Origin of the sequence: Pseudoalteromonas sp. Z9A4 (assembly GCF_011378845.1) — a bacterium.
GTDB lineage: Bacteria > Pseudomonadota > Gammaproteobacteria > Enterobacterales > Alteromonadaceae > Pseudoalteromonas > Pseudoalteromonas arctica.
In genome coordinates, this window is sequence record NZ_WTLA01000003.1 from 37,492 (window position 1) to 55,089 (window position 17,598).

Consider the following 17,598-nt stretch of genomic DNA (forward strand, 5'->3'; position numbering starts at 1 on the left):
TTGAATAACTTTGAGCAGTACGATGTTGTTGTTATTGGCGCTGGGCCTTCGGGTGCATTGGCTAGTAGTCTTTTAGTTCAAAAGGGATGGCGGGTACTGGTACTTGAACAGCAGGCGTTTCCACGTTTTTCAATTGGTGAAAGCTTACTGCCGCAATGTATGGCGTACTTAGAAGACGCGGGCTTAATCGATACATTACATGACAATGCAGCGGCTTTAGGTTTTCAGTTTAAAGATGGCGCTGCTTTTCATCGGGCAGGGCAAAATACAACTATAAATTTCACTGAAAAATTTACTAAAGGCCCAGGCACTACGTATCAAGTGAAAAGAGCCGACTTTGACAAATTATTAGCAGACAAGGCACAAGGACAAGGCGTAGAAATCAGATATAAGCACACGGTGGTTGACTACTGTGATGAGCCAAATGGTGCATCATTAGTGGTACACAATGAGCAGCAGCAAGCTTATCGCGTTAATGCCCGATTTGTATTGGACGCAAGTGGCTTTGGGCGTGTATTACCAAAATTGTTAGATTTAGAGCTTCCTTCTAACTTTCCTGTTCGAAGCGCTTATTTTAGTCACTTTAAAGACAATATTAGTGATACAAGCTTCGATCGAAATAAAATTTTGATTACCGTACACCCTCAATATTCAGACGTGTGGTATTGGCTTATTCCCTTTAGTGATGGTACTGCGAGTATTGGGGTTGTGGCGCAGTCAGAGCGTTTTAATGATGATGAATCTAGCGATTTACTGAATCAATTTATAGAGCAAGACCCTTATTTAAAAACACTGTTAGCACAGCGTGAGTTATTAACTCCAGCAAAAAATATAAAAGGCTACTCGGCAAATGTGAGTAAGTTATATGGTAAGCACTTTGCTTTATTGGGTAATGCGGGGGAATTTTTAGACCCGGTATTTTCATCAGGTGTAACAATTGCACTCAAATCTGCAAATTTAGTTGCCCCACTTGTTGATCGCTATTTAAAAAACGAAGTCGTCGATTTTGACGCTCACTACGCACAGCCATTACAAGCTGGAGTCGATTGTTTTAGAACATTTGTAACAGGGTGGTACGATACGCGTTTTCAGGATGTGATATTTTACTCTGAACAAAATACTCAGGTGCGAGAAATGATTAGTGCTATTTTAGCGGGTTACGCATGGGATACAAATAACCCATTTGTTGCACAAAGTGAACGCCGTTTAAATGTGTTGGCTCAGTTATGTCAAAATTAATTAAGTATGCGGTGTGTAGTGTATTTATATTTGCTGTATTGAGCGCATGTACGAGCTTTACAGCATCTAAAAATAGAGTGTATCTATCACCTAATATTCAATTAAATATTAATAGCGTGCCAGCACAAATGTTTGATAAGTCTTGGCAGCATGTTTTGTATATTACGAATCAGCAAAACACACACACTGTATTTGCCCAATTAGCTATAAATGACAAAGGTGCAATTAAGTTATTGTTAATGACAGTGCAAGGCTTTCCGATTATGGAGCTTGAAAAACCTTTAAATGGCCCAGTAAAAACACGAAATATGCTGGCGGTAGAAGGGATAGACCCTCATTATATTTTAGCGGATATTGCATTAGTACATTGGCCAGTAGCATTTTTACAAAAGCAGTTAGAGGGTGCTTTAATAGAGCAGGTTGGCTCTAATCGGGAAGTATTTAACGATGAGGGTACATTTATTACCATTGACTATAGTGATGAGTCGACAACGTTGAACAATATTTTACATCAGTATCAAATAACATTTAAAAAGGTAGAACAGTGACATATTGGCTGAATGATTTAGGCATTGTGAGTGCGATGGGCATAGGCCAAGATGCAACCACAACAAGCTTAAATAAATATAACCCTGCAACTCCTTTATTAACTTTAAATAAAAGTTTAAGTGCTGAGCAAACCCCGCTGTATGTCGGGCAAGTTCAGTCTATTGCTTTATCAAATAATAAACGTATCAATACATTTATTGATCTAGCTTTAGAGCAGATTAAGCCAACCTTAGATAAACTTTCGCATATTGATAAGTCGCGTATCGCAATTGTAATGGGTACTAGTACATCAGGTATTCATGATGGCGAAAGAGCACGTAAAAGCTATGAAAGTACAAAACTCTGGCCTGATGACTTTAGTTACAGTGATCAAGAGTTAGCAACACCCGCTCATTACATTGCACATAAAATAGGGGCTCTAGGGCCTTGTTACAGTATTTCTACTGCATGCACGTCGAGTAGCAAAGCGTTAATTAGCGCCCGAGCTTTGCTAAATGCTGATTTAGCCGATGTGGTAATTTGTGGTGGTGCGGATAGTTTGTGCCAATTAACAATTAATGGCTTTGACTCGCTCGCTTCTTTAAGCTCGGGTTTATGCCAGCCTTTTTCTAGCACCAGAGACGGCATTAATATTGGTGAAGGGGCCGCTTTATTTGTAATGACTAAAAATAAGCCAATAACAAATAACGGCGTTACGTTACTAGGCAGTGGCGAAAGCTCAGATGCGCATCATATGTCAGCCCCCGATCCTAATGGGATGGGCGCCCAAGCCTCAATGGAAAAAGCACTAAAAAGCGCAAAATTATCCTGTGGTGATATTGATTATATTAACGCTCACGGTACGGCTACTGTAAAAAATGACGAAATGGAAGCACTTGCAATTAATCGCGTGTTTGGCAACAATACCCCGCTTAGCTCAAGTAAGCATTTAACAGGGCATACTCTTGGTGCTGCAGGCGCCATTGAAGCCGGTATATGTTGGTTATTATTAAAAGACAGCGGCCAACATATGCTGCCGTATAACGCGATTAAAGAAGGCAGTGATTTGGCTGATATAAAAATAATAAAACAAGCGTTTAAGCCAGCTCTTAAATACTGCTTATCTAATTCATTTGCGTTTGGCGGTAATAATGCCAGCTTAATATTGGGAGTTAACGTTGACTAATTACCCTATAGAGCAAGTAGTCCCGCATGATGCGCCTATGATTTTAATAGATAGCCTTTTAACACACAGCGAAGATGAAGCTCAATGCGGCGTTACTATCACTGAGCAAAGCCCTTTTTTTAGTCCTGCAATTAATGGCGTACCTAGCTATATTGGTGTTGAGTACATGGCGCAGTCTATTGCCGCTTACGCTGGTGCGTTGGCGAATGATGAAAATAAACCTGTAAAAATTGGTTTTTTAATTGGCACGCGAAAATATCAAACTTATCAACCGTGTTTTAAAAACGGCAGTAAGCTGACTATTGAAGTGAAAAAACTATATCAAGAAGAGTCAGGTTTAAGTGTATTTGAATGTCAAATACTCGCGTGTGAAACTCTACTTTGCCAAGCAAAAATCAATGTATTTCAGCCTGAAAACCCGTTGGAATTTATAAGAGAAAATCAATGACAAAAAGAATTTTAGTTACGGGTTCAAGCCGTGGTATTGGTAAAGCTATTGCGTTAAGACTTGCTGAGCAAGGGTTTGATATTGCCGTACATTGCAGAGCCGGTATTGAGCAAGCTCAAGCAACATGCGATGAAATTAATGCATTAGGTAGAGCCACCAGTTTATTACAATTTGATGTATGTGACAGAGAGCAGGCCAAAGCACAAATAATAGAAGATATAGCTCAGTATGGTGCTTATTATGGCGTGGTGTGTAATGCAGGTATTACTAACGATATGGCATTTCCTGCTATGCAAGGGGAAGACTGGGATTGTGTAATACGTACAGGCCTTGATGGGTTTTATAATGTAGTACACCCAACTGTAATGCCTATGGTACAAAGCCGTAAAGGTGGGCGAATAATTACAATGTCATCGGTGTCAGGTATTGCAGGTAACCGAGGACAAGTAAATTATAGTGCAGCAAAAGCCGGTATTATTGGGGCCACTAAAGCACTTGCATTAGAATTGGCAAAACGCAAAATCACAGTTAATTGTGTGGCACCTGGTTTAATAGAAACCGCGATGACTGATGAATTACCTATTGATGAAATGATGAAAATGATACCCCTTAAACGCATGGGGAGCGTTAAAGAAGTTGCGGGAACAGTCGCTTTTTTAATGTCTGATGATGCAGCTTACATAACACGCCAAGTGATTTCGGTTAATGGTGGCATGGTTTGATTAAACGCGTTGTTGTAACAGGGATGTCGGTGGTCACTGCATTGGGCGATGATTGGTCTGAATTCAAACAAGCCTTAATTAAAGGCGAAAATGCCGTTGTTACTATGCCAGAGTGGGATATAGCTGACGACCTCAATACTCGTTTAGCCGCGCCAGTTAAACACTTTGAGCGACCAAGTCATTACAAACGAAAACAAATCCGTTCAATGGGGCGAGTGTCACTTATGTCAACTCGTGCTACTGAATGCGCACTTGAACAAGCCAAATTACTCGAGCACGAAAGTCTAACAGATGGCTCTACGGGCATAGCGTATGGCTCATCTACTGGCTCTACTGAACCACTACTCGCCTTTGCAAATATGATGGAAACGGGGTCGATGTCAGGTGTAACAGCCACGAGTTACATTAAAATGATGGCGCATACTGCCCCTGTAAATGTTGGTGTGTTTTTTGGTTTAAAAGGGCGTGTTATAACAACAAGCTCTGCTTGTACATCGGGATCTCAAGGAATAGGCTTCGCCTATGAAGCGATTAAGTTTGGCCGACAAAAAATAATGGTGGCTGGTGGAGCTGAAGAGTTATGTATTACTGAAGCCGCCGTATTTGATACGCTTTATGCAACATCTACAAAAAATGAAACACCAAAACAAACACCAAGACCTTTTGATAAAAATCGCGATGGCTTAGTGATAGGCGAAGGCGCGGGTACACTTATTTTAGAAGAATACGAACATGCAAAAGCGCGCGGAGCAACAATATTAGCTGAGGTGGTTGGTTTTGGTTGTAATTCTGATGGACAGCACGTTACTCAACCAACATCAAAAACAATGCAACTAGCGATAGAAATGGCACTGCAAGATGCCAATTTAGAACCAGAAAAAATTGGTTACGTTAATGCTCATGGTACATCAACAGATAAAGGTGATATTGCCGAGTCTCACGCAACGTTTAAAGCATTGGGCAGCAAACCTATTAGCTCGTTAAAAAGTTATTTGGGGCATACATTAGGTGCTTGTGGTGCAATAGAAGCATGGGCAAGCATTAATATGATGGCAGATAACTGGTTTGCACCAACAATTAATTTAGATAACGTTGATGACGAATGTGCTCAGCTTGATTACATAAGGCATCAAGGGCGTGAGATTAATACCGATTACGTGATGAGTAATAACTTTGCGTTTGGTGGTATTAACACCTCTTTAATATTTAAACGCTATAAAGTAGATTAAACACGTTAAAAGATAAGTTATGACTAACTGTTAGCTCGTTTTTACTGTATAATTTGCGACCCTTGATAATGTGGCCGTAGGTTATACAGCATGAATTTTAAATCTTTTAGTTTCGCTCCTGAAATCATCCAGGCGTTGGACGAACTTAACTATCACACCCTTACGCCCATTCAGCGCGCAGCAATTCCTGCTGTTCGTAAAGGTAAAGACGTTTTAGCCAGTGCACAAACTGGTACCGGCAAAACTGCCGCGTTTGCTTTACCTATCATCCAAAAATTGGTTGAGTCTGAACTCAGCACAACTAATGCACCTCATGCATTAGTACTTGCTCCAACGCGTGAACTTGCAGAACAAATTGCAAATAATTTTAGAGATTTTGCAAAGCATACATCACTTAAAGTCGTTAGCTTATTTGGTGGTGTTAGCACTGCCGGCCAAGCAAATGCTTTAAAAGAAGGTGTAGATATTGTTGTTGCAACGCCAGGTCGTTTATTTGATCATATTCGTTTAGGTAACTTAAGCCTTGCAAGTGTTAAGCACCTTGTTCTTGACGAAGCTGACCGTATGCTTGATATGGGCTTTATTGAAGACATGCAAAACGTTATTAAAAGCTGTGCAGAAGAGCGCCAGATTTTACTTTTCTCTGCTACATTCCCTGCAGCAATTAAACAATTTGCATCTAAAGTATTGAAACAAGCTGAAATAGTGCGTGTTGATCAAACTAACAGTACAGCAAGCACCGTTGAGCATGTTGTTTACCCAGTTGAAGAACGTCGTAAGCAAGAGCTACTTTCTGAATTGATTGGTAAGAAAAACTGGCAACAAGTGCTTGTCTTCGTAAACATGAAAGAAACAGCTGATGAGCTTGTTAAAGAGCTTAACCTTGATGGTATTCCGGCAGGCGTTTGCCACGGTGATAAATCTCAAGGTAACCGTCGTCGTGCTTTACGTGAATTTAAAGAAGGCAAGGTACGCGTATTAGTGGCTACAGAAGTCGCTGCTCGTGGTATTGATATTGATGGCTTACCTCGTGTAATTAATATTGATTTACCATGGCTTGCAGAAGATTACGTTCACCGTATTGGCCGCACAGGTCGTGCTGGTCGCCAAGGTCAAGCAATCTCATTTGTTAGCCGTGAAGAAGAAAACACTTTGTTTGAAATTGAAACGCTAATCGGCCAAAAAATCAAACGTGTATATTTAGAAGGTTATGAAGTAAGTAACCGTGAAGTACTAATTGATAAAATTGGTAAAAAACCAGCGCATTTACGCCGTACACGTTCTAACAAGTTATCAGGACAAGCAACCGGTGAAGCGAGAGCAGTAAATCGCTCACGTATTTCAAGCGTTCGTAAAAGCTTAAAAGGCGAAAAACTGTCACTTAAAAAGTCATAGTTAACGCCGTTTAGTTTAAAAAAACCTGAGTTTACTCAGGTTTTTTTGTGCCTGGTAATAACACCTCATCAATAATGTTTGCGTATAAATAAGCCGCTTGCTCGTCCTCTTTATTTGCTATTATGGACAAACCAACCGGTAAACCACTTACTTTTCCGACCGGTAGGGTTATGTGCGTTGTGCCAGCAATAGCAGATAACGAACTACTACTGCCATTAAAATTATCACCATTAACTAAGTCAGTTTTCCAGGCGGGGGATACTGTAGGCGCTATAACAATATCAAGCTTGTTGTTTTTATATACATTAACAATGGCTGTCGTTGCTAAAGTTCGATAGCGTTCTTTAGTCTCTTGGTATTTTTGTTTGTTAGTTAAATCAATGGCCTGTGATTGGACTAGGATATCTTGCTCAAAATGGGGCATTTCTGTTTTTTTATTTTGAATATTAAAATTAATAAGTGCTTTTAGGCTTTTAACAGCCACTTGTGTTGGAGTGTTTGCGAGGTAATGATTAATTTCGGCTTTAAAGTCGTAGAGTAAAATATAGTATTCATCAGCAAATAGCGTATCTAAGTTATCAGTAATATCTACATTAATAACAGTGTGCCCAGCCTGTTTTAATGCTTGTAACTGCTTGGCATAAAGGCGCTGCGTTTCAACTGTAAATTTGTCGCTAGGCAGTGCACCAATAATAAGTGACGATTTTGATTTTATATTACCTGTTTTTAATTCAAACCCTGTAGTTGTCGCATCAAGGGAGTCTTCACCTTGCAAAACTGATAAAACCAGCAGCGCATCTTTAAGTGAATGCGCAATCGGCCCTACTGAATCTTGGCTAATTGAAAGAGGCACAACGCCTGAGCGTGATACTTGGCCCATACTCGGTTTTATTGCATAAACTCCATTTACTGAGGCAGGGCACGTAATTGAACCGTCTGTTTCAGTCCCTAATGCTATAGGCGCAAAGTTAAGTGCTACCGCAACAGCAGAACCTGCGCTAGAACCACATGGGTTACGTGTTACATCGTGCGCATTATGTGTTTGTCCGCCTACGGCACTCCAGCCTGAAGATGAATAGGATGAACGAAAATTTGCCCACTCACTTAAATTAGCTTTACCTAAAATTATAGCGCCCGCATTACGTAGTTGTTTAACAACAAAAGCATCATTATCAGTAACGTTATTTTTAAGTGCTAAAGAGCCAGCCGTTGTGGGAAGTGTGCCTTTAGTTTCTATATTATCTTTAAGAAGTACAGGTATTCCATGTAATGGCCCAGCCCAAGTTCCTTTGACGGCAAGTTCATCTAACGTTTTAGCTTGAGCAATAGCTGTAGGCTCTAAACTAATAACCGCATTATAGTGTGGATTAAGTTTATTAATTCGGTCTATATAATTTTGGGTGAGTTGCTGTGCATTAATAGAATTATTTTTATATGCACTGTGAATTTCATCGATGGTTTTTAGCTCTTGTGCTTTAGCGTTAAAAATTGCTAATACACTAAGCAACGAAAAGGTAAATGTTTTGATCATTGTTGAGGTGCTTGAGGTGTTATTATTTTCTATACATTTAGCACAAAAAAGCCTCACAAAGTGAGGCTTTTCGATAAACGGCTTAAAAAAGAGGTTTAAGCGTTTTCTAACATAGACAGTGCGACCGCTTCAGCCGCTTTAATACCATCAATACCCGCTGATAAAATACCGCCAGCGTAGCCTGCGCCTTCACCTGCAGGGTAGAGCCCTTTGGTGTTAATACTTTGGAATGTTTTATCACGCTTAATACTAATAGGCGACGAAGTACGTGTTTCAACGCCGGTTAATAAACCGTCGTTAGTTGAAAAGCCACGAATTTGTTTATTAAACGCTGGTATCGCTTCGCGAAGAGCATCAATTGCAAATTGTGGTAACACTTTACTCAAGTCGGTTAACTTAATACCGGGTGTATAAGAGGGTTGTACTTCACCTAAGTTTTCTGATGATTTACCTTTCAAAAAGTCGCCAATTAACTGGGCTGGTGCATCGTAGTTGCTACCACCAAGCTCATACGCTTGCTCTTCAAGTTTACGTTGTAAGTCTATTCCAGCAAGTGGATTACCTGGGAAATCTTGCTCCGGTGATATGCCTACCACAATAGCGCTGTTAGCGTTGCGCTCACTTCGTGAATATTGGCTCATACCGTTGGTAACAACACGGCCCTCTTCAGAGGTTGCAGCGACTACTGTGCCACCTGGGCACATACAAAAGCTGTAAACTGTGCGGCCATTGTCGCAATGATGAACAAGTTTATAATCGGCAGAGCCTAAAATTGGGTTTCCTGCATTTGTACCAAAACGACATTCATCGATCATTGATTGTTTATGTTCGATTCTAAAACCGACTGAGAATGGCTTTGCTTCAACATAAATCCCTTTTTTGTGGATCATATCAAACGTGTCGCGTGCGCTGTGCCCAACGGCTAATACAACATGGCGAGTGTTTAGTTGCTCGCCATTTGAAAGTGTTAAACCTGTTACTTGCCCGTCGTCTAAATGAATATCGTCAACACGTGTGCTAAAGCGAATTTCGCCGCCGAGTTCTATTATACGAGCGCGCATTTTTTCAATCATGGTGACAAGTTTAAACGTACCAATATGTGGCTTACTTACGTATAAAATTTCATCGGGTGCGCCAGCTTCTACAAATTCAGTAATGACTTTACGACCGTAATGTTTTGGATCCTTTACTTGGCTGTATAACTTACCGTCTGAGAATGTACCTGCGCCACCTTCACCAAATTGTACATTTGATTCGGTATTAAGTGTGCGTTTACGCCAAAAGCCGAACGTGTCTTTTGTACGTTCACGTACCTCTTTACCGCGCTCTAATATAATGGGATTAAAGCCCATTTGAGCAAGTAATAAGCCTGCAAATAAACCACAAGGGCCAAAACCAATAACAACAGGGCGCTCTGTTATATTTACGCTGGCGTGGGCTACAAATTTATAGTTTGTGTCTGGCGCTACTTTTACATGTTGGTCTTTTTCAAATGCGGCGAGTAGCTCGGCTTCGTTATCAACTTCTATATCGAGTGTATAAATCAGTAAAATAGCTGATTTTTTACGTGCATCATAACCACGCTTAAACACATTAAAGCTGTGCAATTGTTCTGGTTGGATTTTTAGTTTATTTACAATTGCTTGACCAATTGCATCTTCGTCATGATCAAGTGGCAGCTTTATTTCGGTTAAACGTATCATTTATATCTCTTTTAGGTGTCATAGCGGGGTATTATTACCGCTCACAATAAGGGGATGCAGGGCACAACGGGTGTGCAAACATAAGGCGCGTATTTTACGTTAAAATAGGGTGATATGGCACTTATTTATTGTATTTTTGGAGCGGATGGGTATGATCCACAACTGTTGTTTAAAATCTTAGGTATTAAAATAGTATGGCGTTTGTAGTCACCGAAAATTGTATAAAATGTAAGTACACCGATTGCGTATCAGTGTGCCCAGCAGATGCATTTTTTGAAGGCCCTAATTTTTTAGCTATTAGCCCGATTGATTGTATAGATTGTGGTTTATGTGTCCCTGAGTGTTCAGCTGATGCTATATACCAAGAAGATGAATTACCAGAATCTCAAAAAGAGTTTACTGAATTGAATGCTGAACTTGCACTGGTCTGGCCGCGCATTACAGAGATTAAACCTGCACCAGAGGACGCTGATGTATGGAATGGCATAGACGATAAACTTAAACTGCTCGAAACTTAATAAAGACTCATTAGTTACTCCTTTATTGTTAATTCGTTAATATTATGAAGAATAACCTTAGCAAGGTATTAACAAATGTACCTAGATAAATTACAATCCTTAGCTTAAGTTACTCCTTATGGGTAATTACAGTCTAAATGGATGTTTATGCAGTACTTTATAACTATAATAAAAAAGTTCACTTTCCTATTTTTAAGTTTCGTTTTATTACTCTCAAGCCTTGATGTATTCGCTGAAAAACAGCAAATTCCCTTGTCCCGAATTGATTCAAATATCACTATTGATGGTGTTATGGATGAAGCGCACTGGCAAAATGCGACACGTATTCCTTTAATTTACCAAGATGAGCCCAACGAAAAAGGTACTCCACCGGTAAAAACTGATGCTTTTATTTATGAAGATGGTACGAATTTGTATGTAGCTTTTGTTGCACAAGACCCAAACCCTGAGCAAATTCGTGCATCACTTCGTGACCGCGATACGCTATGGGAAGACGACGTAGTTATTCTTGTTATTGATACATTTAATGATGAACGCAGTGGTTATGAATTTCATGTAAATCCCCTTGGTGCACAAGGCGATATAAGAATGACCGATACCGATGGATGGAGCTCAGATACCTCATGGAATGCTATTTGGGATAGCGCGGGACAAATTAACGAGAAAGGTTACGTTGTTGAAATGCGTATACCCTTTAAGGCACTGCGCTTTCCTGAAAATAAAAAAGAGCTAACGTGGGGTTTTTCAGTCATGAGAAACTATCAGCGTGATGTTCTGTATCAATTATCTAACATGGGATTTGATCGCGATACAAAATGCAGTCTTTGTCAGTTTGATAAGTTAGTGGGTTTTAGCGATATAGAATCAAGTAAAAATATTCAGCTTACACCCACACTTACCACACTGCGTAATGACAATAAATCTGAGCTACCGGGTAACTGGAATAATGGCGATATAGACACCGAAGTGGGCTTAGATTTACGCTGGGGCTTAACAAAAGACGCTGTTTTAAATGCAACGATAAACCCTGATTTTTCGCAGGTAGAAACGGACTCTTTAGAGCTCGATGTAAATACAACTTTCTCTGTCTATTACGCTGAAAAACGTCCTTTCTTTTTAGATGGAGCTTCTTACTTTAAAAGCAGCTTATTTGAACTTTTATATACACGTACAATTGCAGAGCCTACTTTAGGTGCAAAGCTAACAGGTAAAACGGGCGATCATAGTTATGCGTTAATGCTAGCTGATGACGATAATAGTAATATTTTACTGCCAACGAATCAGGGCTCTAGCTTTGCAAGCTTAAACGAAAAAACGAATGCGGCCGCAGGGCGTTATCAATATGACCTAGGTCAGCAGGGTACTATTGGCCTTTCAAGCACGCACAGAGAAAGTGATGACTATCACAACACTGTATTATCAGTGGATGGGAGCTATTGGTTTAATCAATCAGATACTCTTTTATATCAAGTATCGACAGCTGACACCCGTAACTCTGAATTTTTAATTGAAAATTATAATACGTCTGAAACACAGTCAGACCAAGCGTATGCGTTGGAACTAACTCGTGATAAACGTGACTATAAATTATTTTCATATTATGAAAATATTGGTCAAGACTATCGGACTGACTTAGGCTATCAGGCTAAAGTAGATTACGAAAAAGTGGGGTTTGGTGGCGGACAAACATGGTATAGAGACGAAGCTGATTTGCTAACTTCATGGTCGTACGAAGCAGAATGGGATAAAACATGGGCACAAAATGGTGACTTACTTGAAGAAGAATACGAGGGTTTTTTAAGTTTTAAAGGTCAAAAACAATCTATTTTTGAAATTGGTTTAGTGCACCGTTATGAAAATTATAACGACAATTTTTATAATCAAAATATTGGTTATATTTACACTGGGTTTAAACCCACTAAAGATTTTAAGTTATCACTGTATGTTGAATACGCTAGCCGAATTGACTATGCAAACGAGCAGTTAGGCGACGCGTTTGACACACAAACGCAAGTAGTGTGGGATATTAACGACCATTGGCAGCTCGATGTAAAGCATAACTACAGTCAATTAGATAACCCGCAAGGGGATCGCGTATTTACTGCTAACTTGGTCGATTTTAGACTTCATTATAAATTTAGCATGCGTTCAATTCTTAAATTAATTTTACAATTTGAAGACATTGATAGAGACGAAAACGCCTACTTTTACCAAGTTAGTCAAATCAATAAAGACTATGGCAGCCAGCTTGTTTACTCATATAAAATTAATGCGCAAACACTATTTTATTTGGGTTACTCAGATAGAGGTTACCAAGACGATTCTCTTGAAAATATTGAGCGAGATCAGCGTACATTTTTTACAAAAGTTAGCTATGCATGGCAGCTTTAAATATTAAAAATAAAAAAGGAATAAATATGAATACGTTAAAAATAACAGTTGCAGCAGCAATGGTTGCCACCTTGGCCGGTTGTGCTGCAAAGCAAGACATTACTCGATTTGAAACAAACATACCTAAAACAGTATGTATTGCTGAACATAAGGCTGTTAAAGCTGGTGTTATAGATGCAATGAAAAAAGGTTTTGCAAAGCATGATGTTGAAACTCGGGTAATTCCAGCCAATTATGTATTGAAACACCAAGACTACCAGACCGAATTATCAGGTGCAGATACGACAGGATGTAATGCAGTGGCTTACTACGTAGCAAATTGGCGTTGGGATATAGCGCTCTATATGGCATACGCAAATATTTGGATTAAAGACGTTGAAACGAATGAAAAAATAGCACAAGCATCTTATCGCACCGGTGGTGGATTGGATAAGTTTATAGACGCTGAAGAAAAAATTATAGAGCTTATTGACGGTATGTATTAAATTTTAAACAATTAGAACCTTTTTACTCCCCATCTATACTGTGTTAGGTATGCTTGGTTAATCCATTATTGTTACGATTTTTTGTTATACTAATGGCTAAGGATTATATCAGTACTTGCTTAGTACTGACTGCAAACGATATAATCCGCTTTTGTTAACAGATTTAAGGGAGAAGTAAAATAAATGGATTTTTCTTATGAATAGACTTAAACCATTTGGCTTTGTTTTCCTCATTATAATTTTATTTTGTTTTTGCATAAACATAGGGTTAACGAATCAGATTAACCGTATAAATTTATTTCACACCAGTATTGATATACGAAGCTTCGAAATAACGAATACCACTCTTGATATGGCTTCTTGGTATAACCCCATTTTGAATGGCCACTACATCATCAAACAACCTAGCGCCGATTTCTTACTTATTAAAACTACTGATACTCAATTTGTAGCGGCAGATTCGAATAAGTTAATTATGATGACACTTGAATCCCCCATTAATTTTTTACTTTTATGTGTTTTAATATTCGGTTCAGGTTTGTACTTACGTAGAGAGCGAAAAAAGCGTCATTATAAAAATCAAATAGCTGAGCTTAACCATCAAGCCAATAGTTTACTCACTGCATTTAACCTACAAGTAAAATCTGCAGAAAACCCTTTGGGTGTAAGTAGTTTGAGTCAATCAATAAATAGCTTAAATACACATGTGGCTAACTATGTAAAACAAACCCAAACAAGTATCTGCCAAGATAAACTGACGTTATTGATTGACCGTCATGCATATATCGAACATATCGATAGACAGATAAATCATGCGAATCAAGAAGATCTCAAGTGTGCACTCCTTTTTATAGACCTTGATGGTTTTAAACAAGTAAACGACTCGTTTGGTCACAGTTTTGGCGATGAAATATTAGTCCAAGTTGCTAGCCGGCTTGCGAATGTTTTACGTCACCATAAATTAAGTAACATAAATAGCGCTAACCAATTAGAGCAAAACTTATCAAGATTAGGAGGAGATGAATTCTCCATTTTTATAGAACTACTTGATGATAGCGACAGGGTTGTTGAAATTGCAAAGCATGTGCTAAGTGAGCTTGAAAAAGACTTTGTGCTTGGTAACAAAATTGTAAAAATTAGTGCTAGCATTGGTATCGCTGCTTACCCAGAAAGTGCGTCAACGCCTCAAGCGCTTTTACAGTTAGCAGATGTAGCAATGTATAGAGCTAAAAGCGATGGTAAGGGAATATTTAAGGTTTACTCGCCAGAAATGGGTAACAAAATGCGCCGTTACCATTATTTACTCGAAGAGTTGCGTTTAGCGGTCGCTTGTAAAGATTTTTACTTATCTTTTCAGCCAATTGTGCATGTTGAGGATTGTATGATTGATTATTTTGAAGCGCTTACCCGATGGGACCATCCAGTTGAGGGTATGATCCCACCTTCAGAGTTTATACCAATAGCAGAGGAATCTAATTTAATATTAGAACTTGGCGATTGGATCATGCTTGAATCGTGTAGACAAATGGCTGCATGGCATAATGCAGGTATGCGTAAAGTCAAAATATCAGTTAATGTTTCGGGTATTCAACTAAAGCACCGTGACATTTATGATTGGATAATGAAAAAGCTCAAAAAAACCGGCTTACCGGCGACGTCTTTAATGCTTGAAATTACAGAATCAACATTCATTAAAGCCAGCCCTAAAATAATTAAAGAGCTAAGTAGGCTAAGAGAAGAGGGTATCACCATTGCTATTGATGACTTTGGTACAGGTTTTAGTTCTTTAAGTACGTTAGCGGATTTACCAATAGATGTTATTAAAATCGATCGCTCGTTTATAGCCCAAGCTAATAAAAGCCAAAAATATAATGATATATTAAATACTATTAGTGACCTTGGGAAAAAGCTAGGTCTTAAAATTGTAGCTGAAGGCGTTGAAGAAATAGCGCAGTTTGAACTTGTTAAAAAAATGGGTGTGAGCTCTGTTCAGGGTTACCTAGTAAGCCGCCCTGAGTCATCGGTTAATGTCGGTAATAAAGTACTACGCAATAACACCAGTAACCTTTCAGCATCGGGTACAAGTGCGTGGGATATTGTTAGTTAGTTAGTTAGTTAGTTAGTTAGTTAGTTAGTTAGTTAGTTAGTTAGTTAGTTAGTTAGTTGGTTTACAAATAAAAATGCCACTCTAAATAGAGTGGCATTTTTTGTTTAATCAGTAATTATTGTATTAAAGATCAAATGTGCGAGAAACGGCAAGTACAATACGCTCATCAGCATAATCGTAATCTAAGCTTGTGTTTTCAGCGGCCACTTCAATACCAAACCCTTCATAACTTGTTTGATATGCTAAACGGTAATGGTGGTATGATTTTTTCTCGTTTACGTCCCACGCCCATTTTTGTCCATCAAGCGAGTTTGAAATATCAAAGCTTGCACGTAGTGCATGATTTGGAGCTAGCTCATAGGTGTGTGCTACCATTGAAATTACATGACCTCCACCTTGACCAAAGTAATCCCAGCTGTACCAAAAGTTAAGCTCAGTTTGGCCGTATTCACTTGCATAACCAAATTTAGTGTAAGCTTCAGCGTAGTTACCATCGCTGTTATTACCTTGATAAGTGTAATAAGCAATGCCGTAGTCAACGCTAAATTGCTCATCAAGTTGTACATATTTACCTACATAAGCATCAAGCTCAAAATCAGTATCGTCACCAAAATCTACATTTGAAGCCCATACACCTGCGTAAACACCGCTATCAAAGGCATAGTCTAAGCTGCCTTGAATTGCAGGGTCGCTATCTGTTTGGCTTACACCATTAAAAGTGTAGTCAGACGCTGCAGTGATTGTTGTTGACCAATCAGCAGCTGCGGTTGTTGATAAAAGTGCAAATGGTAGTGCTACTACAAGTTGTTTTAATTTTCTATTCATTATTAATCCCTAGTGTACTGTGTCTATTTTTGTGTAATCAATTTCGTTTGCTTTTGGTGAGCTGTCTATGTTTGTAACTGTTTTAAACTTGCTGTATCCGATAAAACCAGCACAGATAAAGAACAATCCAATAACCAATGCGCCTACCCACTGAATTTGTAAAAATTCTAATTTAAACAATAGTGTAAGTAACGATAAAGCGACAACATTTCCGATCATGTATTTCATTTTGCCAAAACGCTTTACGGTAAAGTTTAGGTTATCTGTATATAAACGCACTAACGAATCGAGTGAGTTAATTACAAATACAATACCTACAAATACCATTGCAAAGTTTTTAATGCCTTGAGTTGGAATGCCGGCTTCATGGTAGTGATAAAGTACGCTAAACCAAATCGCAATAGGAATAGAAGGGAAAATCAACATCGCACCCAATACTTGGTATGTTTTAAGTCCACCAACAAAGCGTGATGTAAATTGACCAATCATTATGCTCCACGCAAACCACCAGAATAAGTAAAACTCATGGTAATCATTAAGCGGCAAAACAAATTCATTAATGTTTGCAAAGTAAGTACCAATAGAGCCTAAGTTATCTGTAAATGCTGACATTTGACTATCACCAATCACAAAAGCGCCAGCCCACATAAAGGCGATTAAAGCTAAGAATAACCACGTAGTAGAAATACTTAAAATGCGTACATATTTAATATCAGTACTTGAGTACACAGCAAAACAGATAGCCGCAAACACAATTAAATAAAACTCAGAAACTATGCTTGTTCCATCACCTAGTTCGGGTAAATACCACGGTAGGTTTGTAAGCAGTAAATAAGCGGTAAATGCACATGTACCAATAATTACAACATTATTGATAAATTTAACCCAAGGAATTTCGAAAAATTTCACTTTAGGTTCTATTACACAGAAATAAAAGCACGTAAGAAAGTAAAATCCCCAGATCAAAAATCCCCAGTAGCCAAACTCAATAGCCAGTGGATTTGCAAACGCGTATTCTGGGCTTGCTTTTATGTCTGCATAACCTGCAAACTCAGTTAAAGGAAACATGATAAGGCCAACATCTAGGCCAGAAGTAAATAGTATTGCTATAAACGTAAAGGTTCGAACTGGTGTTACACCTACTACGCGAACATTACCCCATTTAATTAAAATAGTGATAATGGCAAGTAAGGTAAAAATGATCCCTGCATTAAGCCAAATAGTCATTGTTACCCTCCAGTAATGAATAAAAATAATTCATAAGCACTCCGTATTTTATTGTTTTATTCTC

Annotated in this window: 15 protein-coding genes; 11 read left to right on the plus strand and 4 right to left on the minus strand. The window is 38.7% G+C overall.

All coding sequences use genetic code 11. The features are described 5' to 3' along the window. The 7 genes from GQR54_RS03585 (at position 1) to GQR54_RS03615 (ending at position 6,747) form a co-directional block, all read left to right on the plus strand. Complete coding sequence (locus GQR54_RS03585; RefSeq protein ID WP_166376551.1) at positions 1-1,239, plus strand: NAD(P)/FAD-dependent oxidoreductase; 1,239 nt, start codon at positions 1-3, stop codon at positions 1,237-1,239. After that, the gene (locus GQR54_RS03590) at positions 1,227-1,787 is read left to right on the plus strand and encodes a DUF3261 domain-containing protein (RefSeq protein ID WP_024593016.1); all 561 of its coding nucleotides are present in this window, start codon (positions 1,227-1,229) and stop codon (positions 1,785-1,787) included. The genes GQR54_RS03585 and GQR54_RS03590 overlap by 13 nt, the downstream gene beginning before the upstream one ends. Continuing rightward, positions 1,784-2,953 (plus strand): beta-ketoacyl-ACP synthase, encoded by a 1,170-nt coding sequence (locus GQR54_RS03595; RefSeq protein ID WP_121954593.1) that lies wholly within the window; start codon positions 1,784-1,786, stop codon positions 2,951-2,953. Before GQR54_RS03590 ends, GQR54_RS03595 begins: the two co-directional genes overlap by 4 nt. Then, positions 2,946-3,401 (plus strand): hotdog family protein, encoded by a 456-nt coding sequence (locus GQR54_RS03600; RefSeq protein ID WP_165722742.1) that lies wholly within the window; start codon positions 2,946-2,948, stop codon positions 3,399-3,401. Before GQR54_RS03595 ends, GQR54_RS03600 begins: the two co-directional genes overlap by 8 nt. Continuing rightward, positions 3,398-4,123: a 3-oxoacyl-ACP reductase FabG gene (fabG, locus tag GQR54_RS03605; RefSeq protein WP_166376552.1), complete on the plus strand. Its 726-nt coding sequence runs from the start codon at positions 3,398-3,400 to the stop codon at positions 4,121-4,123. Before GQR54_RS03600 ends, fabG begins: the two co-directional genes overlap by 4 nt. Continuing rightward, on the plus strand, positions 4,123-5,352 hold the full coding sequence (locus GQR54_RS03610; RefSeq protein ID WP_121954600.1) for a beta-ketoacyl-ACP synthase: 1,230 nt from the start codon (positions 4,123-4,125) through the stop codon (positions 5,350-5,352). The genes fabG and GQR54_RS03610 overlap by 1 nt, the downstream gene beginning before the upstream one ends. 90 nt (positions 5,353-5,442) lie before the next feature. Then, on the plus strand, positions 5,443-6,747 hold the full coding sequence (locus GQR54_RS03615; protein ID WP_002958629.1) for a DEAD/DEAH box helicase: 1,305 nt from the start codon (positions 5,443-5,445) through the stop codon (positions 6,745-6,747). Between the two features lie 31 nt (positions 6,748-6,778). Here GQR54_RS03615 and GQR54_RS03620 read toward each other — a convergent pair whose 3' ends face one another. Together GQR54_RS03620 and GQR54_RS03625 are read right to left on the minus strand one after the other, a co-directional pair. Continuing rightward, complete coding sequence (locus tag GQR54_RS03620) at positions 6,779-8,278, minus strand: amidase family protein (RefSeq protein ID WP_166376553.1); 1,500 nt, start codon at positions 8,276-8,278, stop codon at positions 6,779-6,781. Positions 8,279-8,373: 95 nt separating this feature from the next. Beyond that, complete coding sequence (locus GQR54_RS03625; protein WP_166376554.1) at positions 8,374-9,981, minus strand: NAD(P)/FAD-dependent oxidoreductase; 1,608 nt, start codon at positions 9,979-9,981, stop codon at positions 8,374-8,376. A gap of 194 nt (positions 9,982-10,175) precedes the next feature. Here GQR54_RS03625 and fdxA point away from each other — a divergent pair, with 194 nt between their 5' ends. The 4 genes from fdxA (at position 10,176) to GQR54_RS03645 (ending at position 15,482) form a co-directional block, all read left to right on the plus strand. Further along, positions 10,176-10,499 (plus strand): ferredoxin FdxA, encoded by a 324-nt coding sequence (gene fdxA / locus GQR54_RS03630; RefSeq protein WP_166376555.1) that lies wholly within the window; start codon positions 10,176-10,178, stop codon positions 10,497-10,499. A 147-nt stretch (positions 10,500-10,646) separates the two neighbouring features. Continuing rightward, the gene (locus GQR54_RS03635; RefSeq protein ID WP_166376556.1) at positions 10,647-12,890 is read left to right on the plus strand and encodes a carbohydrate binding family 9 domain-containing protein; all 2,244 of its coding nucleotides are present in this window, start codon (positions 10,647-10,649) and stop codon (positions 12,888-12,890) included. Positions 12,891-12,916: 26 nt separating this feature from the next. Then, complete coding sequence (locus GQR54_RS03640) at positions 12,917-13,375, plus strand: Sbal_3080 family lipoprotein (RefSeq protein ID WP_166376557.1); 459 nt, start codon at positions 12,917-12,919, stop codon at positions 13,373-13,375. Positions 13,376-13,571: 196 nt separating this feature from the next. Beyond that, entirely contained in the window at positions 13,572-15,482 is a 1,911-nt protein-coding gene (locus GQR54_RS03645) for a bifunctional diguanylate cyclase/phosphodiesterase (RefSeq protein ID WP_166376558.1), read from the plus strand. Positions 15,483-15,605: 123 nt separating this feature from the next. Here GQR54_RS03645 and GQR54_RS03650 read toward each other — a convergent pair whose 3' ends face one another. After that, positions 15,606-16,307, minus strand: coding sequence for a TorF family putative porin (locus GQR54_RS03650; protein ID WP_166376559.1), 702 nt, complete (start codon positions 16,305-16,307; stop codon positions 15,606-15,608). A gap of 9 nt (positions 16,308-16,316) precedes the next feature. Further along, positions 16,317-17,534, minus strand: coding sequence for a BCCT family transporter (locus GQR54_RS03655; RefSeq protein WP_024592192.1), 1,218 nt, complete (start codon positions 17,532-17,534; stop codon positions 16,317-16,319). Positions 17,535-17,598 lie beyond the last annotated feature (64 nt).